The 22,085-nt window shown below is 72.2% G+C and carries 21 protein-coding genes; 4 read left to right on the forward strand and 17 right to left on the reverse strand.

Annotated features, from left to right (window positions below; genetic code table 11):
- Positions 1-156 precede the first annotated feature (156 nt).
- The 9 genes from ACFZ8E_RS25850 to ybgF form a co-directional block, all read right to left on the reverse strand.
- Complete coding sequence (locus ACFZ8E_RS25850; protein ID WP_147860022.1) at positions 157-750, reverse strand: DUF2147 domain-containing protein; 594 nt, start codon at positions 748-750, stop codon at positions 157-159.
- Positions 751-759: 9 nt separating this feature from the next.
- Positions 760-3,858, reverse strand: coding sequence for an efflux RND transporter permease subunit (locus ACFZ8E_RS25855; RefSeq protein WP_405044251.1), 3,099 nt, complete (start codon positions 3,856-3,858; stop codon positions 760-762).
- A 45-nt stretch (positions 3,859-3,903) separates the two neighbouring features.
- Positions 3,904-5,139: an efflux RND transporter periplasmic adaptor subunit gene (locus tag ACFZ8E_RS25860; RefSeq protein WP_405044252.1), complete on the reverse strand. Its 1,236-nt coding sequence runs from the start codon at positions 5,137-5,139 to the stop codon at positions 3,904-3,906.
- Positions 5,136-5,765, reverse strand: a complete 630-nt coding sequence (locus ACFZ8E_RS25865) for a TetR/AcrR family transcriptional regulator (RefSeq protein WP_405044253.1) — start codon at positions 5,763-5,765, stop codon at positions 5,136-5,138. The genes ACFZ8E_RS25860 and ACFZ8E_RS25865 overlap by 4 nt, the downstream gene beginning before the upstream one ends.
- Positions 5,762-6,028 carry a hypothetical protein gene (locus ACFZ8E_RS25870; protein WP_405044254.1) on the reverse strand — a complete coding sequence of 89 codons (267 nt, stop codon included), beginning with the start codon at positions 6,026-6,028 and terminating at the stop codon, positions 5,762-5,764. Before ACFZ8E_RS25870 ends, ACFZ8E_RS25865 begins: the two co-directional genes overlap by 4 nt.
- A gap of 157 nt (positions 6,029-6,185) precedes the next feature.
- Positions 6,186-7,526, reverse strand: a complete 1,341-nt coding sequence (gene glmM, locus ACFZ8E_RS25875; RefSeq protein WP_147728677.1) for a phosphoglucosamine mutase — start codon at positions 7,524-7,526, stop codon at positions 6,186-6,188.
- A gap of 228 nt (positions 7,527-7,754) precedes the next feature.
- Positions 7,755-9,677 (reverse strand): ATP-dependent zinc metalloprotease FtsH, encoded by a 1,923-nt coding sequence (ftsH, locus tag ACFZ8E_RS25880; protein ID WP_147728678.1) that lies wholly within the window; start codon positions 9,675-9,677, stop codon positions 7,755-7,757.
- A gap of 3 nt (positions 9,678-9,680) precedes the next feature.
- Positions 9,681-10,895, reverse strand: coding sequence for a tRNA lysidine(34) synthetase TilS (tilS, locus tag ACFZ8E_RS25885; RefSeq protein WP_405044255.1), 1,215 nt, complete (start codon positions 10,893-10,895; stop codon positions 9,681-9,683).
- The gene (gene ybgF, locus ACFZ8E_RS25890) at positions 10,892-11,881 is read right to left on the reverse strand and encodes a tol-pal system protein YbgF (protein WP_243933687.1); all 990 of its coding nucleotides are present in this window, start codon (positions 11,879-11,881) and stop codon (positions 10,892-10,894) included. Before ybgF ends, tilS begins: the two co-directional genes overlap by 4 nt.
- Positions 11,882-12,111: 230 nt before the next feature.
- Between ybgF and ACFZ8E_RS25895 the strand changes: the two genes are divergently transcribed.
- On the forward strand, positions 12,112-12,525 hold the full coding sequence (locus ACFZ8E_RS25895) for an SRPBCC domain-containing protein (protein WP_405044256.1): 414 nt from the start codon (positions 12,112-12,114) through the stop codon (positions 12,523-12,525).
- Between the two features lie 143 nt (positions 12,526-12,668).
- Here ACFZ8E_RS25895 and pal read toward each other — a convergent pair whose 3' ends face one another.
- The gene (pal, locus tag ACFZ8E_RS25900; RefSeq protein WP_147729567.1) at positions 12,669-13,184 is read right to left on the reverse strand and encodes a peptidoglycan-associated lipoprotein Pal; all 516 of its coding nucleotides are present in this window, start codon (positions 13,182-13,184) and stop codon (positions 12,669-12,671) included.
- Positions 13,185-13,606: 422 nt separating this feature from the next.
- Here pal and ACFZ8E_RS25905 point away from each other — a divergent pair, with 422 nt between their 5' ends.
- Positions 13,607-14,002: a response regulator gene (locus tag ACFZ8E_RS25905; RefSeq protein ID WP_147729566.1), complete on the forward strand. Its 396-nt coding sequence runs from the start codon at positions 13,607-13,609 to the stop codon at positions 14,000-14,002.
- 43 nt (positions 14,003-14,045) lie between these two features.
- Here the strand turns inward: ACFZ8E_RS25905 and ACFZ8E_RS25910 are convergent, their stop codons facing one another.
- Complete coding sequence (locus tag ACFZ8E_RS25910; protein WP_246695001.1) at positions 14,046-15,029, reverse strand: WcbI family polysaccharide biosynthesis putative acetyltransferase; 984 nt, start codon at positions 15,027-15,029, stop codon at positions 14,046-14,048.
- Between the two features lie 135 nt (positions 15,030-15,164).
- On the opposite strand from ACFZ8E_RS25910, the gene ACFZ8E_RS25915 reads away from it, so the two are divergent.
- Positions 15,165-16,232: a GSCFA domain-containing protein gene (locus ACFZ8E_RS25915; RefSeq protein ID WP_147860066.1), complete on the forward strand. Its 1,068-nt coding sequence runs from the start codon at positions 15,165-15,167 to the stop codon at positions 16,230-16,232.
- A gap of 69 nt (positions 16,233-16,301) precedes the next feature.
- Here the strand turns inward: ACFZ8E_RS25915 and hemC are convergent, their stop codons facing one another.
- From hemC to ACFZ8E_RS25930, 3 genes are all read right to left on the reverse strand, one after another.
- Positions 16,302-17,225 carry a hydroxymethylbilane synthase gene (hemC, locus tag ACFZ8E_RS25920; protein ID WP_147729055.1) on the reverse strand — a complete coding sequence of 308 codons (924 nt, stop codon included), beginning with the start codon at positions 17,223-17,225 and terminating at the stop codon, positions 16,302-16,304.
- A 225-nt stretch (positions 17,226-17,450) separates the two neighbouring features.
- Positions 17,451-17,750 (reverse strand): antibiotic biosynthesis monooxygenase, encoded by a 300-nt coding sequence (locus ACFZ8E_RS25925; RefSeq protein ID WP_147729054.1) that lies wholly within the window; start codon positions 17,748-17,750, stop codon positions 17,451-17,453.
- Between the two features lie 28 nt (positions 17,751-17,778).
- Positions 17,779-18,642 (reverse strand): Kdo hydroxylase family protein, encoded by an 864-nt coding sequence (locus ACFZ8E_RS25930; RefSeq protein WP_147729053.1) that lies wholly within the window; start codon positions 18,640-18,642, stop codon positions 17,779-17,781.
- A 218-nt stretch (positions 18,643-18,860) separates the two neighbouring features.
- Here ACFZ8E_RS25930 and ACFZ8E_RS25935 point away from each other — a divergent pair, with 218 nt between their 5' ends.
- Complete coding sequence (locus ACFZ8E_RS25935; protein ID WP_243933690.1) at positions 18,861-19,316, forward strand: RNA polymerase subunit sigma-70; 456 nt, start codon at positions 18,861-18,863, stop codon at positions 19,314-19,316.
- A gap of 60 nt (positions 19,317-19,376) precedes the next feature.
- Here ACFZ8E_RS25935 and ACFZ8E_RS25940 read toward each other — a convergent pair whose 3' ends face one another.
- From ACFZ8E_RS25940 to ACFZ8E_RS25950, 3 genes are all read right to left on the reverse strand, one after another.
- On the reverse strand, positions 19,377-19,898 hold the full coding sequence (locus tag ACFZ8E_RS25940; RefSeq protein WP_405044257.1) for a SixA phosphatase family protein: 522 nt from the start codon (positions 19,896-19,898) through the stop codon (positions 19,377-19,379).
- Positions 19,898-20,878 carry an aldo/keto reductase gene (locus tag ACFZ8E_RS25945; protein WP_405044258.1) on the reverse strand — a complete coding sequence of 327 codons (981 nt, stop codon included), beginning with the start codon at positions 20,876-20,878 and terminating at the stop codon, positions 19,898-19,900. Before ACFZ8E_RS25945 ends, ACFZ8E_RS25940 begins: the two co-directional genes overlap by 1 nt.
- 218 nt (positions 20,879-21,096) lie before the next feature.
- Positions 21,097-21,948, reverse strand: a complete 852-nt coding sequence (locus ACFZ8E_RS25950; protein WP_243945543.1) for a MoxR family ATPase — start codon at positions 21,946-21,948, stop codon at positions 21,097-21,099.
- Positions 21,949-22,085: the final 137 nt, after the last annotated feature.

Raw genomic sequence — 22,085 nt, forward strand, 5'->3', positions numbered from 1 at the left:
TCATCCTGAGGTGCTTGCGCGAAGCGGACGCCTGGAAGGAGGCTCCCGGGGATCGCGCGACCACTGGAAGGCTCCTTCGCGGCGGCCGCCGCGGGGCCGCACCTCAGGACGAGGGGGTGGTTTGGGGCGAGGCGCGTTCGCCAGAACGCCGCGCCGCTACTTCGGCGTTGGCGCACCCGCCGGCTTGGCGGCCGCGGGCTTCGGCGCGGCTCCGGGCTTCCCCGCCCATTCCGGGTCCGAGCGCGGGCCGCCGGGGGTGTCGGTCGCGGCGGTGAGCTGGCCGGGCACCACGTCGCCCACCCGCGTCCAGGTCTGGGTCTGGCACAGCACGGAGATCAGGCAGCCCTTCACCGACAGCTCGGCGGGGGTCTCGCTCCAGATCGTCACGTCGTAGGACTTGCCGTTGTCGCCGTTGTAGATCTTGCCGACGAACCGGCCCTCCTCGTTGCGCTTCAGGCCGAGGATCATCTGGTGGCCGAGGAGCGGCCGGGCCTGCCGCTTCGGGTCGGGGTTGTAGCGGTCGATCTTCGGCTTGCCGTCCTCGCCCAGCGGCTTCGAGCCCCAGACGACGTAGCCGCACAGGTTCGCGCCGCCCGGCCCGCAATGCTCGGTCCGCACCCGGGCGCGCCCGTCCTCGGTGAACCAGGTGCCGGTGGGGTCGGCCGCGGCCGCCGGACTGGCCCCGAGGGCGGAGGCTGCGGCGAGGCCGAGGAGGGCGAAGGTCGAGACGCGGGCGGACATGACGGTCATTCGGTTTCCTCAGGGGGAAGGGGAGGGATGGGTCGCGGGCGCGGTGCCGCCCTCGTCGCGGGCGCCGACGAAGCGGCCGAGCACCCGTCCGAGGACGCGGCTCAAGCCCTCCATCAGCAGGAACACCGCCGGCACGAAGACCAGCGAGAGCAGGGTCGAGACGATCAGCCCGGCGATCACCGCGACCGCCATCGGCGCGCGGAACTCGCCGCCGACGCCGAGCGCCATCGCGGAGGGCACCATGCCGGCGGCCATGGCGATCGTCGTCATCACGATCGGGCGGGCACGCTTGCGGCCGGCCTCGACGATCGCGGTGACGGGATCGACGCCGCGTCCCATCTCCTCGACGGCGAAATCCACCAGCATGATCGCGTTCTTGGTCACCAGCCCCATCAGCATCAGGATGCCGATCACCACCGGCATCGAGATCGGCATGCTCATCACGAGCAGGCCGAGGATCGCGCCGCCGATCGAGAGCGGCAGCGAGAACAGGATCGTCAGCGGCTGCAGGAACGAGCCGAACAGCAGCACGAGCACGGCGTACACCATCATGATGCCGGCGCCCATCGCCAGAAGGAAGCCGGAGAAGACCTCGCCCATGATCTCGGCGTCGCCGGTCTGGCGGATGGTGACGCCCGGCGGCAGGCTCTTGGCGGTCGGCGTCTCCAGCGCCTGGGCGATCAGCGAGCCGAGCGCGTCCGAGCCCTCCATGTTGGCCTCCACGGCCACGCGCACGACGCGGTCGTAGCGGTCGATCGCGCCCGGGCCCTGGTCGAGCTCGATGTCGGCCACCGCCGCCAGCGGCACCGCGGTGCCGTTGTTGGCCGGCACCTTCAGGTTCTCCAGCCGCGAGACCGTGCCGCGGGCGCTGTCGGGCAGCTGCACCCGGATCGGGATCTGGCGGTCGGCGGCGTTGAACTTGGCGAGGTTCAGGCCGATGTCGCCGATCGTTCCGACCCGCACCGTCTCGGCGATGGCGTCGGTCGAGACGCCGAGATCGGCCGCGACGCCGGGCTTCGGGCGGATGCGGACCTCGGTGCGGTTCAGGGGCGCCGTCGACATCACCGCGACGAGATGGGGGATCGCGGCCATGTCGCGCTGGAGCCTAGCGGCGACCTCGGCCACAACGCCGGCATCGGGGCCGCCGACCACGAGGGCGAGGTCGCGCTGGCCCGAGTCGCGCAGGGACCACGAGCGGATGTCGGGCTCCTGCGCGATCAGCCCGGCGATCTCGGTCTCGACGGCGGCCTGCGACTGGGCGCGGGCGTTCTTCGGCGTCAGGTTGACGGTGAGCGTGGCCAGCCGCGTCTCCCGCTTGCCGCCGACCTGCCGGCCGCCGTCGACGAAGACCGAGACCACCTCGGGCAGGGCGCGGATGCGCGCGACCACCCGGTCGGACACGGCGATGGTGTCGGCGAGCCGCGCGCCCGGCGCCAGCTCGAGCATGAACAGGGTGCGGGCGTTGTCCTGCTTCGGCACGAAGCCGGAGGGCAGCAGGCCGGTGGAGGCGAGCGAGCCGGCAAACAGGGCCAGCCCGACGAGGAGGGTGACCACCCGGTGGCGCACCGACCAGCCGACGAGGCGGCCATAGGCGCGCATCACCGGCCCCTCGCGCTCCGCGTGGTGGGCGTGGTCGCGCAGGAAGTAGGCCGCGAGCATCGGCGTGATCAGCCGCGCGACCAGCAGCGACATGAACACCGAGACCGCGATGGTGAGCCCGAACTGGATGAAGTAGCGCCCGGCGATCCCCGGCATGAACGACACCGGCGCGAACACCGCGATCAGGGTCGCGGTGATGGCGATGACGGCGAGCCCGATCTCGTCGGCGCCCTCGATCGCCGCCCGGTAGGCGGACTTGCCCATCCGCATGTGGCGGACGATGTTCTCGATCTCGACGATGGCGTCGTCGACCAGGATGCCGGTCACCAGGGTGATCGCCAGCAGGCTGATGCCGTTCAGGGTGAAGCCGAGCGCGTCCATCGCCCAGAAGGTCGGGAACACGGAGAGCGGCAGGGCCAAGGCCGCGATCAGCGTCGCGCGCCAGTCGCGCAGGAACAGGAACACCACCAGCACGGCGAGCGCCGCCCCCTCGATCAGGGTGTGCATCGCAGAATCGTAGGAGCCGATCGTGGCCGAGACCGAGGAGTCGATCCTTTCGAATTTGACGTCGGGGTAGCTGGTTACGAACTCCGAGATCTTCCTTTCGACGCCGGCGGCGACCTCGGCGTCGCTCGCGCCCGAGCCGCGCGAGACCGCGAAGGCGACCACCGGCCGGCCGTCGAAGCGGGCGAAGGTGCGTGGCTCCTCGATCGCGTCCCGCACGGTGGCCAGATCCGCGAGGCGCACCTTGCGGCCGCCGGGCAGGACGATGGAGGTGGCCTTGAGGTCGGCGAGCGTCCGCGAGGCGGCCAGCGTCCGGATCGACTGCTCGCGCCCGCCGACCTCGCCGCGTCCGCCGGCCATGTCGGCCGAGGTCAGGCGCACCTGCCGGTTGACGTCGGCCGCGGTGATGCCGAGCGCCAGCAGCCGGTCGGGCTGCAGCTCGATGCGCATCTCGCGCGCCACGCCCCCGACCCGCTCGACGCCGCCGACGCCCTTCACCCCCTGGAGGATGCGCGCGAACCTGTCCTCGACGAGCCAGGACAGGTCGGCGGGCGTCATCGCCGGCGCGGTGACGCCGTAGATTAGGATCGGCAGGCCGGCGATCTCGACCCGGCTGATCACCGGCTCGTCGATGGTGCGCGGCAGGTTGATGCGGATCTTCGAGACCGCGTCCTTGACGTCGTTGACGGCCCGGTCGGTGTTCACCTCGAGCCGGAACTCGACGGTGGTGACGGACGAGCCCTCGGTGATCGCCGAGGTGATGTGCTTGACCCCGCGCACGCCGGCGATCGAGTCCTCGACCCATTTCGTGACCTGGGTCTGGAGCTCGGAGGGCGCCGCGCCCGACTGCGTGATCGCCACCGAGACGATCGGCACGTCGACGTTCGGCATCCGCGTCACCGCGAGCCCGCGGAAGCTGACGAGGCCGAGCACGATCAGCACGAGGAACAGGACCAGCGGCCCGATCGGGTTGCGGATCGCGTAGGCCGAGACGTTCAGGCGCATCGGGCGGCCCGTTCCTTCTGCATCACTTGGCGGGGCGGCGTCGGCTCAGGGGACGCCGGCGTCGGCGCTCGCCTCGGGCGACGGCGCCTCGGCCACGGCCGGGGCGACGGCCGCCAGCGGAACGGGGCGGACCTTGTCGCCGTCCCGCAGGAAGCTGCCGGCGCGGGCGACGACGCGCTCGCCCTCGGAGAGCCCGCTGCGGATCTCGATGTCGTCGTCGTCGGACAGGCCGGTGCGGACCTGGCGGGCCTCGACCGTGTCGCCGGCGACCACGAGGACGCTGCTGCGCGCCGGGCCGCCGTAGAGCACCGCGGCCTGGGGAACGGCGACGCCGCGGGTGCGGGCGATCTCGACCGCGCCGCGGGCGAAGGTGCCGATGCGCAGCCGCGGGTCGGCCTCGAGCCGGACGCGGACCTTGCCGAGCCGGCTCGCCCGGTCGACCTCCGGGTAGACCGCGCGGACGCTGCCCTGGACGCGCGCGCCCGCGCCGATCTCGATCCAGGCCGGGCGGCCCTCCCGCAGCAGCGGCAGCTTGGTCTCGACGACCTCGCCTTCGAGCTCGATCTCGCCCCGGGCGATCAGGCGGAACAGCGGCTCGGCCGCGGACGAGGCGGTGATGCCGACGCGCGCGGTGCGGCGGTTGACGATGCCGGCTTCCGGCGCGCGGATCTCGGTGCGGGCGAGCCGCAGCTCCAGCTCGTCGCGCACCGCCTTCGCCTGGGCCAGCTCGGCCTTCGCGATGACCAGGCCGTTGCGGGCGAAGGCGAGCTTGCCCTCGGCTTGGCGCAGGGTGGAGGTGCGCCCTTCCAGGATCGCCGCCGTGCCGTTCCCGGTCTGCATCAGCTGCTTGGCGCGGTCGAACGCGAGGCGCGCCTCGACGGCGGCGGCTTCCGCCTGCTCGATGGTGCTCTCGGCCTGCGGGACGGCGGCGGTGGCCTTGTCCACCAGGGCGGATTGCTGGGCGAGCTGGCGGTCGATCAAGTCGTGCGACAGGCGGGCGAGCACCTGGCCGCGGGCGACGCGCGCGCCCTCCTCGACCAGGACCTCGGTGACGCGGTAGCCGTCGATCTCGGGCGTCACCAGGATCTCGTCGCGCGGCACCAGCGTGCCGGTGACGACCACGCTCTCGACGATCTCGCGGCGCGCCGCCTCTACCACGCTAACCGCGGGCGCGGGGCTCGCCGTGGCGGGCGCCGGGGCGGTCTCGGCCCGTGAAGGCAGGGACAGGGGGAGCGCGAGGGCCAGGGCGGCGAGGCCGAGGCGATGGGCGCGAACGGTCATCGGCCGGTCTCCGCGGGCGTCGAGGCGAGGGGAAGGCGCCCGTCGAGGCCCGCATCGAGCAGGGCGAGGAGCTGGGCGACGGCGGCGGCCGGGTCGTAGCCGGGCAGCAGCGCCCGGTCGACGATGATCCCCTTCATCAGGGGGCCGAGCAGGGCGTAGAGCGCGGCCGGGTCGCAGGCGGGGGACCGCGCCAGGGCGGCGAAGGTCTCGACGAACCAGCCCCGCGCCTCGGCCTCGGCCCGCGCGGTCATCGCGGCGATCGCCGGGTTGCGCGTCGCCTCCGACCAGATGTCGACCCGCAGGATCGCGGTCTCGCGGGTGATCGAGACGAAGTAGCGGGTGATGATGCCGAGCAGCGCCGCGCGGCGGTCGCCGTCGCGCTCCAGCTCGGCCACGAGCAGGGCGCCGCGGGCGCGCTCGCACTCGGCGAGCCCGAGGACGAGGTCCTCCTTCGAGGCGAAGTAGCGGTAGACGTTGCCGGCGCTCATCGCCGCCTCGCGGGCGAGGTCCTGCATCGTGGTGCGGTGGAAGCCGTTGCGCACGAAGCAGGCCTCGGCCGCCGCCAGGATGTGCTCGCGCCGGGCCGACGGATCGATCCGCGCCGCGACGGCGCTGCCGGCGCTCATTGCGCGAGGCTCGCCGCCGAGACGTGGGGCACGATGCGGCTCGCGTCCTTCGCGGGCGGGATTCCCTGGCAGGCGGCGGGACGAACCGCGAGCCCGGCACAGGACCGCGCCTGCCATCCGTCGGGACCGGCCCCAGTCCAGCCGATCAGCGCGACCCAGGCGAACCCGAGGATCCCGACGAGCGCGAGGTTCGCCGGCGTGGCCACGGCGCGAAGCTCCGCGAGGCGGAGGGCGGTGCCGGAATCGGAAACGGAAAGGCCCATGGCGGATTCCTGTGTGCCGCCCCCATGTAATGAACGTTCATTCTCATGTCAATGAACGTTCATTCTCAGATCGGCTCAGGAAGCGCGTCGTCGCCGCAGCCCGTCTTCCCTCCCCCCCCACGGGGGAGGGAAGACGGGATCGCTCATGCCGAAACGCTCACGCCGCGGCGCGGGTCACCGCGTCGACGACCGCGTCGACGACGTCGTTGACGAGGCCGCGGTCGTCGCCCTCGGCCATCACGCGGATGACCGGCTCGGTGCCGGACGGGCGGATGACGAGGCGGCCGGCGTTGCCCAGGCGCTCGCGGGCGTGCTCGATCGCGGTGACGACGCTGTCGGCGCGCAGCGGCTCGCCGGAGCGATAGCGCACGTTCTTCAGGATCTGCGGCAGCGGGTCGAAGCAGTGGCAGACCTCGCTCACCGGCCGCGCGCTGCGCTGGACCACGCTCAGGACCTGCAGCGCGGCCACCAGCCCGTCGCCGGTGGTGGCGTAGTCCGACATGATGATGTGGCCGGACTGCTCGCCGCCGAGGTTGTAGCCGTGCTCGCGCATGTGCTCGAGCACGTAGCGGTCGCCCACCGCGGTGCGGGCGAGCGAGAGGCCGATCCCGCCGAGGTAGCGCTCCAGCCCGAGGTTGGACATGATCGTGGCCACGATCCCCGGCTGGGTCAGGAGGTCGTCCTCCTTCCACGAGCGGGCGACGACGGCCATGAGCTGGTCGCCGTCGACGACCTGCCCCTTCTCGTCGACGATCAGCACCCGGTCGGCGTCGCCGTCGAGCGCGATGCCGATGTCGGCGCGCAGCTCGCGGACCTTGCCGACCAGGGCGGCGGGCGCGGTCGAGCCGACGTCGCGGTTGATGTTGAAGCCGTCCGGCTCGACGCCGATGGCGATGACCTCGGCGCCGAGCTCCCACAGGGTCTCGGGGGCGACGCGGTAGGCGGCGCCGTTGGCGCAGTCGACCACGATGCGCAGGCCGTCCAGCGTCACGTTGCGCGGCAGCGAGCGCTTGGCGAACTCGATGTAGCGGGCATGCACGCTCTCGATGCGCTTGGCCCGGCCGAGCGACATGGAGCCGGCGAGCCGGGTGTGCAGCTCGCCGTCGATCAGCGCCTCGATCTCGCGCTCGATCGCGTCGTTCAGCTTGAACCCGTCCGGCCCGAACAGCTTGATGCCGTTGTCCTCGAACGGGTTGTGCGAGGCGGAGATCATCACGCCGATGTCGGCGCGCATCGAGCGGGTGAGCATCGCCACCGCCGGCGTCGGCATCGGCCCGAGCTGCAGCACGTCCATGCCGACCGAGGTGAAGCCGGCGATGAGCGCGGTCTCGATCATGTAGCCCGACAGGCGGGTGTCCTTGCCGATGACGACGCGGTGGCGATGGTCGCCGCGCTGGAACACCAAGCCCGCCGCCTGGCCGACCTTCAGCGCCAGCTCCGGCGTGATCACCCCGTTGGCCCGGCCGCGAATGCCGTCGGTGCCGAAATACTTTCTCACGAAACTCTCCGTCCCATCGGGCACGCGACGTTGCGGGCAACCTATCATCGATCGCGCCGCACGCACGGATCGCGTCCCGTTACGGTGAATCGACGCCGCCTCTTCCCCCCCCGCAGAGGGGTGAGGGAAAACCCGCGCTGCGTCTCCCATGCCTGTCCGTCTCGGATGCTGGACATACGAAAAAGGGCGCCGTCGTGGCGCCCTTCCCGTTCGTCGGTGGTGAGGCTCTCAGCCCTGCGGCTGCGGCTCGAGGCCGCCGTCGCTCTCCTTCGGGCGGCCGCGGCCGGCCGACGGGACCGAGGAACCGCGGGCCGGCGTCGGGGGCACGTCGCCACCGTCGCGGACCGGGGGACGGCCCTTGAGCAGGTTCTTGATCTCGTCGCCGGACAGCGTCTCGTACTCGAGCAGCCCCTGCGCGAGCGCCTCGAGGTCGTCCTTCCTGTCGGCGAGGATGCGGCGTGCCTCCTCCAGCCCGGTCTCGACGAGGCGGCGCACCTCGGCGTCGATCTTCTGGGCGGTCGACTCGGACACCGTCTGCTGGCGGCCCATCGACATGCCGAGGAAGACCTCGTCGTTGTTGTCGCCGTAGGCGACGGTGCCGAGCTCAGGCGAGAAGCCCCAGCGCGTGACCATCATCTTGGCGAGCCGCGTCGCCTGCTCGATGTCGGACTGGGCACCCGACGTCACCTTGTCCGGGCCGAAGGTCATCTCCTCGGCGATGCGGCCGCCCATCATGATCGCCAGCCGCGAGGTCATCTGCTCGAACGACATCGACAGCTTGTCGCGCTCGGGCAGCTGCATGACCATGCCCAAAGCCCGGCCGCGCGGGATGATCGTCGCCTTGTGGACGGGATCGGTGGCCGGCACGTTGAAGGCGACGATGGCGTGGCCGCCCTCGTGGTAGGCGGTGAGCCGCTTCTCGTCCTCGGTCATGACGAGGGTGCGACGCTCGGCGCCCATCATCACCTTGTCCTTGGCGTCCTCGAACTCGTGCATCGTGACGATGCGCTTGCCGCGGCGCGCGGCCAGCAGCGCCGACTCGTTGACGAGGTTCATCAGGTCGGCGCCCGAGAAGCCGGGGGTGCCGCGGGCGATGACCTTGAGGTCGACGTCCGGCGCCAGCGGCACCTTGCGGACGTGGACGCGCAGGATGCGCTCGCGGCCAGTCACGTCCGGGTTCGGCACCATGATCTGGCGGTCGAACCGGCCGGGACGCAGCAGCGCGGGGTCGAGCACGTCGGGGCGGTTGGTCGCCGCGATGATGATCACGCCCTCGTTGGCCTCGAAGCCGTCCATCTCGACGAGCAGCTGGTTGAGGGTCTGCTCGCGCTCGTCGTTGCCGCCGCCGAGGCCGGCGCCGCGATGGCGGCCGACCGCGTCGATCTCGTCGATGAAGATGATGCAGGGGGCGTTCTTCTTGGCCTGCTCGAACATGTCGCGCACGCGGCTGGCGCCGACGCCGACGAACATCTCGACGAAGTCCGAGCCGGAGATGGTGAAGAACGGCACGTTGGCCTCGCCCGCCACCGCGCGGGCGATCAGGGTCTTGCCGGTGCCGGGGGGGCCGACCAGGAGCACGCCGCGCGGGATGCGCCCGCCGAGCCGCTGGAACTTCTGGGGGTCGCGCAGGAACTCGACGATCTCCTGCAGATCCTCCTTCGCCTCTTCCACGCCGGCGACGTCGTCGAAGCTGACGCGCCCGTGCGCTTCATTGAGGAGCTTGGCCTTCGACTTCCCAAAACCCATGGCGCGGCCGGCGCCCGACTGCATCTGCCGGGACAGGAACACCCAGGCGCCGATGAAGACGAGGATCGGCAGCCAGCTCACCAGCAGCTGGATGAACCAGGGCGTGTTGTCCGACGGCGGGCGCGCGGTGATCTGCACGCCCTTGCCCGAAAGCTTCGAGACGAGGCCCGGATCGTTCGGCGCGTAGGAGGTGAAGCTGCCGCCGCCGACGTAGGAGCCGGACACGTCCTGGCCCGAGATCACGACGGACTGGATCTTGCCGGCATCGGCGTCGTTGAGAAGCTGGCTGTAGGCGATCTCGCTCCCGCCGCCGCGGTGACCCGGATTCTGGAACAGGGTCACCAGGGCCAGGACGAGGAGGAAGATGACGACCCACAGAGCAAAATTGCGAAAATTCGGGTTCATCGATCAATCCCTGGGGCGTGTGGGCCGGCTGCCCGCCGCTGCGGGTTCGTCCGCGCACGCCAAGCCAATGTAGGCAGAGCCCTCCCCCTTGCCAAGTAAGTCGGGCGCCCCTGCGGCAAGGCCGTCCCCTCGCCTGGGCGGAGCGGGCCGGATCGTCACGCGGCGGGCCGGGTCGGCGGCGATGGCGAGCCCGCGCAGGGTGCGCCGCACCGCGCGCCCCGATCTCAGCGCCGGCAGCAGGTCGACGAGGACCAGCCGCTCCAGCCGCTCCAGCCGCCGCGGCAGCGTGCCGCCGGCCCGGTCGAGGGCGAGGTCGAGGACGCGCAGCGCGACCGCGTCGGGGAGCGCGGCGAGGATTTGGCCGTCGAGACGGAGCGGGACGATCGCCGCAGCACCCCCTCCCCCCACTGCGGGGGGAGGGAGAGGCGCGGCTCCCTCCCCCCCTGGGAGAGGGGGCCCGTGCGCGTTCGTTGACACGAGATCTGAATGCACGCTCGCGAAGGCCGCCGCCGCCGCCTCTCCCAAGGCCGCCTCGTCGCGGGCCGCGCGCTCGGCCAGGCGGACGAGGCGATCGACGCTGAGGCCTTCGCGTTCCAGCAATCGGCGCAGGCGCACCCGGCCGTAGCGCTCGTCGGCGTTCGAGGGGTCGCGCGCGAAGCCGACGCCCTGCGCCTCGCACCAGGCCACGAGGTCAACCTTGGCGATGTCGAGGAAGGGCCGCGCCAGCGCCAGCCCCGGCTCGAGCGGGCGCTCCCGCCGCATCCCGGCGAGGCCCGCCGGGCCGCTGCCGGCGATCAGGCGCATCAGCACCGTTTCGGCCTGGTCGTCGCGGGTGTGGCCGGTGAGCACGAGGCGTGCGCCGACCGTGCGCGCATGCGCGGCGAGCAGGCGGTAGCGGGCGGCCCGCGCCTCCGCCTGGATCGCGGCTCTGGGACGGACGCCCTCCCAGGGCAGGGTCGCGTGGGGCAGGCCGAGCGCCGCGGCGGCGCGGGCGACGGCGCGGGCCTCGTCGGCGGATTCGGGGCGCAGGCCGTGGTCCACCGTCGCGACGAAGAGCGCGCCGGCCCGGCACGCGGCGGCGGCGTGCATCAGGGCGGTGGAATCGGCCCCCCCGGAGACGGCGAGCACCACGGGCGCGTCCCCGGCGAGCCAAGGTGCGAGGGCGTTGGCGAGGGCGCGACGGATCCGGTCACCGGGATCGTCGCGCGGGTCGCTCACGCGGTGCAGCGCGCGCGCTTCTGCTCGCGCGCCACGCTCTGGCGCACGTTCGAGCCGGCGGCGGGGAACTTGCGGTCGAGCTCGGCCAGGGTCGCGCAGGCCTGCTCGCGCGCGCCCAGCGCGTTGAGCGAGACGCCGAGCTTCAGCATCGCCTCCGGCGCCTGGGGCGAGCGGGCGTAGTCGGTCGAGACCTTCAGGAACTGCTCGGCCGCCTCGCGGTTGCGGTTGCGCTGCAGGTAGCTCTCGCCGAGCCAGTAGGTCGCGGCCGGGACGTGGCCGTCGCGCGGGTGCGACTGGATGAACTGGCGGAAGGCCATCTCGGCCTGTTCGTAGCGCTTCTCGCGGATGTGGCCGACGGCGGCCTCGTAGTCGCTCGTCGCGTCCCCGCTGCCGGTGGCGGCGACGCTGGCCGGGGCGCGGGCCGGGCTCGGGAGCGCGCCGGTGGTGCCGACCCGGGCGGGCGGCGACAGGTCGACGGGCTCGTCGTAGCCGGGGGCGCCGCGCGCCTCCGCGTCCTCGCCGTCGTCGATCGCCGGCTCCGGCAGGCGCCGGGTCTGGGCCATCGGCGCGGCGCCTGCCGGCGCAGGCGCCGCGGCCGGGGCGGAGGGCTGGGTCGCGCCGAGCTGCATCGGCGCACCGGGGCGGCCGGGGCTCTGCTCGGGGTCGAAGGCGTCGCCGCGCTTCTGCGGGCGGGCGGCGCCCGGATTGCCGCCGTTGACGGCGCCGGCCGGCTCGCGGCTCGGCGCGGGCGCGGCCTTGCCGCCGCCCTTCTCGTTGAGGCGGAACTCGACGTCCTCCTGGAACTTCCGAAGCTGCTCCTTGAGCTGCCGGTTCTCGTATTGCAGCGTCTCGATCTGCCCGGCCATCATCCGGGACTGGTTCTCGATCCGGTTGAGGCGCACGACGAATTCGGAGGCGTCCTGCGCCGCGGCCGGGGCGGCGAGGCTGAGGACGGCGCAGGAGGCGAGAAGCAGGCGGCGGAGCATGGTGGCACCGGTCGTGACAGGGAGCGCGCAAGGTCGGCGCGAGGCCGGTAGCAGATGCGCTCCAGCACGGCAAAGTTAAGGCGATGCCGGCTCGGGGCCCCTCGAGCCGCACGGCGAGGGCGGGCCTAGGGGGCCGGCCGCATGCGGCGTCGCCCCGGAAGTTGCCGCCACGACCGGCCTGGTGTGAGATGCCCGCCGCGAAGTCCCGAACGGCCGGATGCGAAGCCCCCATGCCGCAGGAACGGATCATCGTAGAAGCGACGGCGTCCGCGCCGGTCGGCGTCGTCCGGGACGACTACACGATGCCGAATCGGATCACGCAGTGGAATTTTGCGTCCGACGACTGGCATTGTCCGACGGCGACCGTCGACCTTCGGGAAGGCGGCACGTTCACGGCGCGCATGGCGGCGAAGGACGGCAGCATGGGCTTCGATGTCGTGGGCACCGACACCAGGAGCGTCCCGAACGAACGGATCGAACACGCCTTCGGCGACCGTCATGCGGTGGTCGAGTTCACCGCGTTGGGCGACCGGACCGGCGTCACGGTCGCGTTCGATCCCGAGACCGATGTCCCCATCGCGCAGCAGCGCAGCGGCTGGGCCGCCATCCTCGGCAACCTCTGCCGACACGTGGCGAGAGGGTGAGCCGCGCCGGACGCGTCGGCCGGACGCGTCGCGGCGGGTGTTGTCCCCCGCTCGCCCCTGCCCCGATACGCCCGCCCGAGGAGGCCGCGGGATGGTGGAGGCAGGATGGCGGGGTCGTCGGGCGACGAAGGTCGCGCCTGCGGTCAGCTTCCGGCGCCGCGGTCGAGCACCGTCACGGCGCGGCGGTTCTGCGACCAGCACGAGATGTCGTTGCAGACCGCGACCGGGCGTTCCTTACCGTAGGAGACGGTGCGCATCCGCCCGGCGGCGATGCCGCGCGAGGCGAGGTAGTCGTTCACCGCCTGGGCGCGGCGGGCACCCAGCGAGAAGTTGTACTCGCGGGTGCCGCGCTCGTCGGCATGGCCCTCGATGAGGAAGCTGTAGCGCGGGTAGCGCTGCAGCCAGGCCGCCTGCTTGTCGAGGGTGCCGGTCGCGGTGGGCGTCAGGTCGGTCGAGTCGGATTCGAAGAACACCCGGTCGCCGACGTTGACGACGAAGTCCTGCGCGCTGCCGGGGGTGGAGGCGCCGCCGCCGAAGGCGGAGGCGTCGGCGAGGTCCTTGTCGCTGCTGCAGGCTGAGACGGCGAGGCCAGCGCAGAGGGCGAAGCTCAGGGAGGCGGCGCGGAAGGTGGCGGCGCGGAAGCGCGCGGATCGGGGCATGTCTGTCACTCCACGAGCGGACGGTGTGCGCCGGCCCGGTCCCGGGTCGCGGCAGGTCGGCGCGTTGATGTCCGCGCGATCAAACGAGATTGGGCTTTAGGCCTGTCGGGTTAAGCGAAGGTTCCATCAAGCTTGACGCCGGGTTTCCAACGGAGCCGGCCCGCCGCCGATGTGTCGTGGCGCACGCAGGACTCGTGGCGCGAGGACCGACGTCGCGGGCCCCGTCAGGCACCCGCATTGCGGCGGCCGCGCGGCCCGGCCTCGCGCAAGCGTCGATTCGACCGGCGCGTTGCGGCGGCGCAACAACGGCGCGTCGCGGGCGAGCCCGCGCGGGCATGCGGGGCCGGGGGCGGCGCGCGTTAGGGAAGCGTTAACGCTCGCGGCCTCCACTGAGGCGAAACCTGCCGACCGGATCCACCCCGATGCATCCCGCCCAGAGCGTGCTCATTGTCGAGGACAGCTACCTGCTCCTCGAGATCGTCGCGTCGCTGTGCGAGACGCAGGGCATCCGCGTCATCGAGGCGTCGAGCGGAGAGGCCGCGCTGACGATCCTGCGCGAGCGCGGCCGCACGATCGACTGGCTGTTCACCGACATCCGCCTGCCCGGCCTGATCGACGGCTGGAGCGTGGCCGAGGCCTTCCGCGCGATGCATCCCGACCGGCCGGTGGTCTACACCTCGACCGCCCCCGGCCTGCCGCCGCGCGCCGTCCGCGGCGGCCTCTACCTGCGCAAGCCGTTCCAGATCCGCGACATCGAGCAGGTGGTGCGGATGATGGCGCAGGGCGTCACCGACGAGCCGCTCCGCGCCGCGATGTGATCGTCGCCCGGTCGCGCCGGGGCGTCACGCGACCCGCCCCGGCTCACGCGGCCTCGGCGCGGAACATCGCGACGATCTCCGGCGCGCCGATCCAGGCCTCGACCCGCGCGCAGGCGAGGTCGCTCGGCTCCGCGGCGTCGTACAGGGCGAAGCTCGCCGCCAGGAAGCCGGGCAGGTCGTACAGGACCGGGAAGGCGTCGCCGCGGGGCTTGGTCTTGAACAGGTACGAGCCGGTGAGCCCGTAGATCTCGGCGATCGGCGGATAGACCGGCCAGACCACGTCGCGGGCGAGCTCGTCGCCGAGGTAGTCCTCGATCTCCACCGGCTCCGGCGCGAAGCCGCTCTCGACCAGCAGGCGCCGGGCGATGTCGGCGACGACGAAGACCTTCGGGTGGTTGATCACGTGCATGAAGGCGCCGCGCCGGCTCCAGCGGCTCATCTCGCGCTCGAGCCCGAAGGCGACCGTGGCCCCGCCGCCGATCAGCTCGCGGACCGCCGGCTCCCACTGGTCGAGATAGCCGAGCCGCCGGAACACGTCCTCGCGGAACAGCCGCCCGGCCTGGGTCGCGGTGAGGCCGAGGCGGTGGGCGCACAGGGCGATCGCCGAATGGTACTGCCCGAGCGGCGAGCGCGCGAGCTTCAGCGCCGCGAGGTCCTCGACCCGGCCGGCATAGACCATGTCCGGATGGAAGGCCGAGAACACGATCGTCGGAAACAGCTTGGTGCGCGGGTCGCGCCGGCGCAGGACCGCGATGTCGCCGCCGGGGAGCAGCCCGGCCGGGAACAGCTGCGAGAACACGTGGTCGGAGGCGGCGAGCGTCGACACCAGCCCGTCGATGTCGCCGTGGTCGCGCCCGAGCGTCCCCATCGGCAGGAAGCGCACCGGGCTGTTGGGCGCCAGCAGCCGCATCGCCTGGGCCACGCCGCGCGCCTGGCAGTTGCCGAGCACCGCGATGCGCGGGCCGCGCCGGCCCGCATCGGCAGCGGGCTTGGCGCGCCACGGTGTCGCCCAGGATGGCGGCGACAACGAGAACGCGCCGCGGGCGCGCCTAGGCAGATCGGACAGGGCCACGTTACGCGCCGGGTGCATCGGGTGGGGCGAAGAAGCTCGGGGCGCGTCGCCGAGGCGGTTGCGCCGGAGGTCGGAGGAAGGGTCTACAAGATGACGTCCAACCCCTATAGCGGTCTACCGGCCGAGCGTTTCTGGCGCAAGGTCGTGACCAACGTCGCCCCCTTCGCCGTCGATCCGCGGCCGCGCGCGCCCTTCGCGATCGGCCAGGCCGACAAGGTCGCCACCGGCGGATCGTGCTTCGCCCAGCGCGTCGCCGAGGCGCTTCGGGCGGAAGGTTTCAACTACTACGTGACGGAAGCCGCCCCGGAGGGCACCGCGCCGGCGGAGGCCGACGCGCGCCAGTTCGGCACCTTCTCGGCCCGGTACGGCAACCTCTATTACACGCGCCAGTTCGTGCAGCTGTTCGATCGGGCCTACGGCCGGTTCGAGCCCGAGCTGAAGGCGTGGCTGCGCGAGGACGGCCGCTACGTCGACCCGTTCCGCCCCACCGTCGAGCCCGCCGGCTTCGCGGACGAGGCCGCGGTGGTCGCCGCGCGCGACGCGCATCTGGCCGAGGTGCGCCGCCTGTTCGAGACCCTCGACGTGTTCGTGCTGACGCTGGGCCTGACCGAGGGCTGGCGCTGGCGCGCCGACGGCGCCGCCCTGCCGCTCGCGCCCGGCGTCGCCGGCGGCAGCTACGATCCGGCGCTCTACGAATGCGTCAACGCCGGCGCGGCCGAGGTGCTCGCCGACCTGCAGGGCTTCCTCGAGCGGCTCTGGAGCGTGAACCCGACCGCCCGCATCATCCTCACGGTCTCGCCGGTGCCGATGATCGCCACCTACATGGACCGGCACGTGATGGAGTCGAACAGCTACTCGAAGTCGGTGCTGCGGGTGGCGGCCGGCGAGGCCTGCGCCTCCGGCGACCCGCGGGCGGTGTACTTCCCGGCCTACGACATCGTCACCAGCAACGTGAATGCCGGCCGCTACTACAACGACGACCTGCGCACCATCAACGACGCCGGCGTGCGCCACGTGATGCGCTCGTTCCTCGCCACCTTCGCCGCCGACCGCACCGCGCCGGCCCCGGTGCAGGCCGCCCACGACTTCGCCGCCGAATACGAGGGCACGGCGGGCGTGATCTGCGACGAGGAGCAGATCGAGCGCAGCGTGGCGTGAGGGGACGACGCGACCCGTCCCTTCCCTCCCCCGCAGAGGGGGGAGGGGAGCGCGCGTCGCGGATAGCCCCTACTGCAGGTGCTTCGTGTAGACCTCGCCCGCCGCCGCCTTGATCGCCGCGCCGCAGTCGCGCCCGATCCGCTCGGCGTCGGCGACCGGGCCCGAGCGCGAGGCGGCCCAGTGGCGGCTGCCGTCGGGGAGGAAGAGCAGGCCGTCGAGGCTGAGCGTGTCGCCCTCGATCCGCGCCAGCGCCGCGATCGGCGTGCGGCAGGAGCCGTCGAGCTCGGCCAGGAGCGCGCGCTCGGCGCCGATCGCCGTGGTGGTGCGGGCGCAGGCGAGCGGCGCCAGCAGCGCGTGGATCTCGGCATCGCCCGCGCGGGCCTCGATGCCGAGCGCCCCCTGCGCGACCGCCGGCAGCATCTCCTCGACCGAGAGCACCGAGCGGGCCATGCCCTCCAGCCCGAGGCGCTCGAGGCCGGCGAGCGCCAGCAGCGTCGCGTCGCACTCGCCGGCCTCGAGCTTGCGCATCCGGGTGTTGGCGTTGCCGCGGAGCGGCACGATGCGCAGGTCGGGGCGCCGCATCAGCACCTGCGCCGCGCGCCGGAGCGACGAGGTGCCGACCCGCGCGCCCGCGGGCAATTCCGAGAGCCCGGCGGCCCGCGGCGACAGGAAGGCGTCGCGCGGGTCGTCGCGGGCGAGGATGCAGGCGATGACCAGCCCCTCGGGCAGCCAGGTCTCGACGTCCTTCATCGAGTGGACCGCCACGTCGACCTCGTCGGAAAACAGCGCCTGCTCCAGCTCTTTGGTGAACAGCCCCTTGCCGCCGATCTCGGAGAGCGGCCGGTCCAGGATCTTGTCGGCCACCGTGGTGACGACGACGAGCTCGGTCTCCAGGCCCGGGTTGGCCGCCACGATCCGGTCGCGGACCATGCCGGTCTGGGCCAGCGCCATCGGGCTGCCGCGGGTGCCGATGCGGAGGGGACGCTGGATCATGTGCTTCTTGTCTCGCCCGAGCTTTGCGCGAGCATCGTCGGCGGCGGCGGGCGACGCAAGCGCTCGATCCGCTCCGACCCCGTCATTCCGGGGCTGCGAAGCAGAGCCCGGAATCCAGAGCCGCCGACAATGCCCATGACTTTCGCGTCGGCGTGTCCGGACTCCGGGCTCGCCTGCGGCGCCCCGGAATGACGGTGGAGGGGGCCGTCGGCGTCGCGCGCGTCCTCAGAACGCCTTCAGCACCCGTTCCGTGTGCTCCACGGCCGGCGGGCTCGCGAAGCAGGGGGAGACCAGGGCGCGGTAATCCTGCCACGGCTGCGAGCCGGTGAAGTCCCGGGTGTGGGCCTCGAGCGTGTCCCACTCGATCAGCAGGCGGTAGCGCTGCGGATGCTCGACCGAGCGCCGCACGTCGAAGCTGCGGCAGCCGGCGGCGACCCGGAAGATCTCCGCGGCCTCGGCGATGCCGGCCTCGAACGCCGCCTCCATCCCGGGCTTGATCTCGACCTGTGCGATTTCGAGGATCATCGGTGTCGTGTCCTTTGCGGCGGGAGGCCTACTGGAGCGGGCGGCCGAGCTTGCGCGCCAGGATCCGCTGCGGGCTCTTGTCCGGGTCGGCCTGGGCGGAGACCGGCAGGTAGGCGGTCTGCTCCAGCATGTAGCGGCCGCCCATGGCGCCGTGCATCACGAGGTCGGAGAAGGTGACCCAGGTCTGGCCCGGCAGGAACTCCACGTCGGCCTGGGGCGCGCCGGCCTGGTAGTCGGCGTCCTGCTTGAGCGCGTCGTGCAGGTGCAGCATCAGGTGGTCGTATTCCGAGCGCCGCGCCTTGGTGATGCGCAGGGCGGCGAGCAGCCGCGCCGAGAGGGCCGAGTAGCCCGGGAGCTTCGGCAGGAACTTGTCGGCCATCGAGCCGAAATCCTCGCCCACCCGCCACAGGCGCGGCTGGCCGCTCGGGTTGATGTTGCGGAACACCCGCAGGATGCGCTTCTCGCCGATCGGGTTGGAGGGGAAGGCGTCGACGTGCAGCCGGGTGTCGTCGCGGCGCCAGCTCATCTTGCGCCGGTCGACGTCGAAGGGCCGGTACGACGTGCCGGCGAGGCTGATCCCGCTCGCGTATTCCGGCAGGTGGCGCGCGATCAGGTCCTTGGAGAACGCCCGGTAGCGCACCAGCAGCTGGCGCAGCGCCTCCTGCTCCTCCGGCGTGCCGGCGGCGCCCCGGAGGGTCGCGGCCTCGCCCCGGATGTTGACGTTCTTGGCCTTGCCGTCGGCGAAGGGGCGCTCGGTGAAGCGCCGCTCGAAGTCGCTGAACGGGAAGTCGAGATCGGGGAACATCAGCACCGCGCCGCCTTCCAGGGCCGCGGCGAGCGAGCCGTTCGAGGCGGGCCCCGAGGCGGGAACGGTGAGGATCGGGCTGATCATGCGGGTCGCGTGTCCTGTCGCGGGGCCGGCGTCGCGGGTCCGCGGGTTTAGCCGAGGCTCGGGGCGAGGGCCAGCGCGGCGGTTTTACCGGTGGATGACGGCGCCGGCATCCTGTCATCCCGGGATGCCGCAGTCGCGACGCCTTGCGCAACCGATGCGAAGGCGGCACGTTCTCCCCCTGTTCCGGGCGGTCTCGCCCGCACAAGGATCATTCGCCGATGGCGACGTTGAAGGAATTCGAGGAGTCGCTGCGCGAGCACGGCATGAACATGGCGCTTGCCCTGCTGGAGCGCCTGCGCGAGCGCGACCGCGCGATCCGCACCGTGAAGCCCGCCCGGCGCCTGACCGGCCAGAAGATGACGCCGGAGCTGGCCCACGCCATCCTCGACCTGCACGCCTCCACCGGCATGACGCAGCAGGAGATCGCCTTCAAGGTCGGCGTGAACCAGGGCCGGGTCAACGAGGTGATCAAGCGCGGCAAGTGGCTCGACGGCGATCCGCACGCCCCCGAGGCCGTGGCCCGCGACAAGGCCCTGGCCCGCCTGCGCGGCGAGCCGACGGCGCGCAAGGCCCCCGCGGCGAAGCGCGCCGCAGGAAAGAGCACCCCGGCCAAGGCGAAGACCGTCCCGGCGCCCCGGCGCAACCAGGGGCAATTGGCCTTCGGCGATCTCTGAGGCGCCGGGCGCAGGCATCGGCTTCGTCCGAGCGCCTGCAACCGGCTTGGGGACGATGACTTAATCCGTCAGGTCCGGGCTGAGGTCCTTCGGCCGCACGAACCGCTCCAGGCGGCCGTCGCCGTCGATCGCGTTCCAGCTTTCCGCATCGAATTCGATCACCGCCAGCGCCGCCGTGGGGAAGCCCTGCGCGAGGCGGCTTCGCGCCGCGCGCGGGCCGGCGTTGACCAGCCGGTCGGCCAGCGCCTCCATGCCGGGATTGTGGCCGACCAGGATCAGCGTCTCGGCGGAATCGGGGGCGGCGCGGACCGCCTCGAGCAGCGATGCCGGCGGCGCCTCGTAGATCGTCTCGACGATCTGCGCGGGAACCGCGCCGAGCGAGGCGGCCACCGCCTCCCAGGTTTCCCGCGTGCGCTTTGCGGGCGAGACCAGGGCGAGGTCGGGCTGCAGGCCCTCGCTCGCGAGGTAGGCGCCCATCCGCGGCGCCGCCTCGCGCCCCCGGGCGTCGAGGGGCCGGTCGATGTCGGGGACGCCCGCCGGCCGGTCCGACTTGGCGTGGCGCAGGAGCAGCAGGCGGCGCATCAGGCGAACCCGACGATCGGATGCGGGGTGTAGAGCGACTCCAGCGCCGCGATCTCGTCGTCCATGAGCACGAGGTCGAGGGCCGCGACTGCATCGGTCAGGTGGCCGGGCTTCGCGGCGCCGATGATCGGCGCGGCGACCTCGGGCTTGGCCGCGACCCAGGCCAGGGCCACCTGCGCGCGCGGCACGCCGCGGGCCTCGGCGATCTCGGCGACCTTGGCGATGATCGCCCGGTCGGCGTCGGCCGCCGCGTCGTAGAGGCCCTTGCCGACGGCGTCGCTGTCCTGGCGCGCGCTGGTGGCGTCGGCGTCGCGGGTCAGCCGCCCGCGGGCGAGCGGGCTCCACGGCAGCACGGCGATCCCCTGGTCGCGGCAGAGCGGCAGCATCTCGCGCTCCTCCTCGCGATGCAGCAGGTTGACGTGGTTCTGCATGGTCGCGAACCGGGTCCAGCCGTGGAGATCGGCGGTGTAGAGCGCCTTCGAGAACTGCCACGCATACATCGACGAGGCGCCGAGATACCGCGCCTTGCCGGCCTTCACCACGTCGTGCAGCGCCTCCAGCGTCACCTCGATCGGGGTCTCGTAGTCCCAGCGGTGGATCTGGAACAGGTCGACGTGGTCCATGCCGAGCCGCTTCAGGCTGGCGTCGATCGCCGCGAAGATTGCCTTTCGCGACAGCCCGCCGGCATTCGGCTGGTCCGTCAGCGGGTAGAAGCACTTGGTCGCGACGACGAGGCTGTCGCGGTCGCCGTAATCGCGCAGCGCCCGGCCGACGATCTCCTCGCTGGTGCCGTCGGAATAGTAGTTGGCCGTGTCGAAGAAGTTGATCCCGAGGTCGAGCGCCTGGTGGATCAGCGGGCGGCTCTCGTCCTCCGGCAGCGTCCAGGGATGGGGGCCGCGCTCGGGGATGCCGTAGGTCATGCAGCCGAGGCAGAGGGCGGACACGTCGAGGCCGGTGCGGCCGAGTTTCTTCATCTTCATGCGGCGGCTCTTGGTTCTCTCGATCTGACGGCCGCGTTTTGGCCAAGGTGGCAGGCGGCGTTCCGCTGCCCCCAATTCATCGCCTCATCTGAGGTGCCCGCGCGAGCGGGCCTCGAAGGAGCCCTCCCGAGGTCGCGCGGTCCCTGGAACCCTCCTTCGAGGCCTCCGCTTCGCTGCGGCACCTCAGGATGATGGGGTGGAGGGGAGGAGCGGAAGGCTCAGCCCCCCCGCCCCTCGCGCCGCATCATGAAGGCCAGCTTCTCGAACAGGCTCACGTCCTGCTCGTTCTTGAGCAGCGCGCCGTGCAGCGGCGGGATCAGCTTGCGGGCGTTGGTCTCGCGCAGGGTCTCGGGGTCGACGTCCTCCGAGACCAGGAGCTTGAGCCAGTCGAGCAGCTCGGAGGTCGAGGGCTTCTTCTTCAGGCCCGGCACCTCGCGGGTCTCGATGAACACCCGCAGCGCCTCCTCGACGAGGCGGTGCTTGATGCCGGGATAGTGCACCTCGACGATTCGCCCCAGCGTCTGCGCGTCCGGGAACTTGATGTAGTGGAAGAAGCACCGGCGCAGGAACGCGTCCGGCAGCTCCTTCTCGTTGTTCGAGGTGATGATCACCACAGGGCGGCGGGCCGCCTTCACCGTCTCGCCGGTCTCGTAGACGAAGAACTCCATGCGATCGAGCTCGGTCAGCAGGTCGTTCGGGAACTCGATGTCGGCCTTGTCGATCTCGTCGATCAGCAGCACCGGGCGCGCGTCGGCCGTGAAGGCCTCCCACAGCTTGCCGCGGCGGATGTAGTGGGAAATCTCCGAGACGCGGGGATCGCCGAGCTGCGAGTCGCGCAGCCGCGAGACGGCGTCGTACTCGTACAGGCCCTGCTGCGCCTTGGTGGTCGACTTGACGTTCCAGGTGAGCAGGTCGGCGCCGAGCCCCTTGGCGATCTCCTCGGCCAGCACCGTCTTGCCGGTGCCGGGCTCGCCCTTCACCAGCAGCGGCCGCTCCAGCACGATGGCGGCGTTGACGGCCGCCGTGAGGTCGGGCGTCGCGACGTAGGACTCGGTTCCGGTGAAGCGCATCGGGCTGTCTCGTCCTGGCGGGCCGGCACGGCCGACCCGTCCGACATAGGGTGCAAAGCCGGTCGCGGGCAACGCCCCAGGGACGCGGCCCGCTCATCCCCAGTCCCGTGGGTCGGGACCCATGAGGTCCGGCGGGC

This window comes from Methylobacterium sp. HMF5984, from assembly GCF_045033435.1.
Taxonomy (GTDB): Bacteria; Pseudomonadota; Alphaproteobacteria; order Rhizobiales; family Beijerinckiaceae; genus Methylobacterium.

Bases quoted from the DNA above. Each gene is read 5' to 3' on its own strand.
- ACFZ8E_RS25945 (WP_405044258.1), bottom strand. From the start codon at position 20,878: ATGAAGATGAAGAAACTCGGCCGCACCGGCCTCGACGTGTCCGCCCTC.
- ACFZ8E_RS25850 (WP_147860022.1), bottom strand. From the start codon at position 750: ATGACCGTCATGTCCGCCCGCGTCTCGACCTTCGCCCTCCTCGGCCTC.
- ACFZ8E_RS25915 (WP_147860066.1), top strand. From the start codon at position 15,165: ATGACGTCCAACCCCTATAGCGGTCTACCGGCCGAGCGTTTCTGGCGC.
- ACFZ8E_RS25930 (WP_147729053.1), bottom strand. From the start codon at position 18,642: ATGATCAGCCCGATCCTCACCGTTCCCGCCTCGGGGCCCGCCTCGAAC.
- ACFZ8E_RS25860 (WP_405044252.1), bottom strand. From the start codon at position 5,139: ATGACCGTTCGCGCCCATCGCCTCGGCCTCGCCGCCCTGGCCCTCGCG.
- pal (WP_147729567.1), bottom strand. From the start codon at position 13,184: ATGCCCCGATCCGCGCGCTTCCGCGCCGCCACCTTCCGCGCCGCCTCC.
- ACFZ8E_RS25940 (WP_405044257.1), bottom strand. From the start codon at position 19,898: ATGCGCCGCCTGCTGCTCCTGCGCCACGCCAAGTCGGACCGGCCGGCG.
- ACFZ8E_RS25870 (WP_405044254.1), bottom strand. From the start codon at position 6,028: ATGGGCCTTTCCGTTTCCGATTCCGGCACCGCCCTCCGCCTCGCGGAG.
- ybgF (WP_243933687.1), bottom strand. From the start codon at position 11,881: ATGCTCCGCCGCCTGCTTCTCGCCTCCTGCGCCGTCCTCAGCCTCGCC.
- ACFZ8E_RS25950 (WP_243945543.1), bottom strand. From the start codon at position 21,948: ATGCGCTTCACCGGAACCGAGTCCTACGTCGCGACGCCCGACCTCACG.
- ACFZ8E_RS25895 (WP_405044256.1), top strand. From the start codon at position 12,112: ATGCCGCAGGAACGGATCATCGTAGAAGCGACGGCGTCCGCGCCGGTC.
- ACFZ8E_RS25865 (WP_405044253.1), bottom strand. From the start codon at position 5,765: ATGAGCGCCGGCAGCGCCGTCGCGGCGCGGATCGATCCGTCGGCCCGG.
- ACFZ8E_RS25925 (WP_147729054.1), bottom strand. From the start codon at position 17,750: ATGATCCTCGAAATCGCACAGGTCGAGATCAAGCCCGGGATGGAGGCG.
- ftsH (WP_147728678.1), bottom strand. From the start codon at position 9,677: ATGAACCCGAATTTTCGCAATTTTGCTCTGTGGGTCGTCATCTTCCTC.
- ACFZ8E_RS25935 (WP_243933690.1), top strand. From the start codon at position 18,861: ATGGCGACGTTGAAGGAATTCGAGGAGTCGCTGCGCGAGCACGGCATG.
- hemC (WP_147729055.1), bottom strand. From the start codon at position 17,225: ATGATCCAGCGTCCCCTCCGCATCGGCACCCGCGGCAGCCCGATGGCG.
- ACFZ8E_RS25855 (WP_405044251.1), bottom strand. From the start codon at position 3,858: ATGCGCCTGAACGTCTCGGCCTACGCGATCCGCAACCCGATCGGGCCG.
- ACFZ8E_RS25905 (WP_147729566.1), top strand. From the start codon at position 13,607: ATGCATCCCGCCCAGAGCGTGCTCATTGTCGAGGACAGCTACCTGCTC.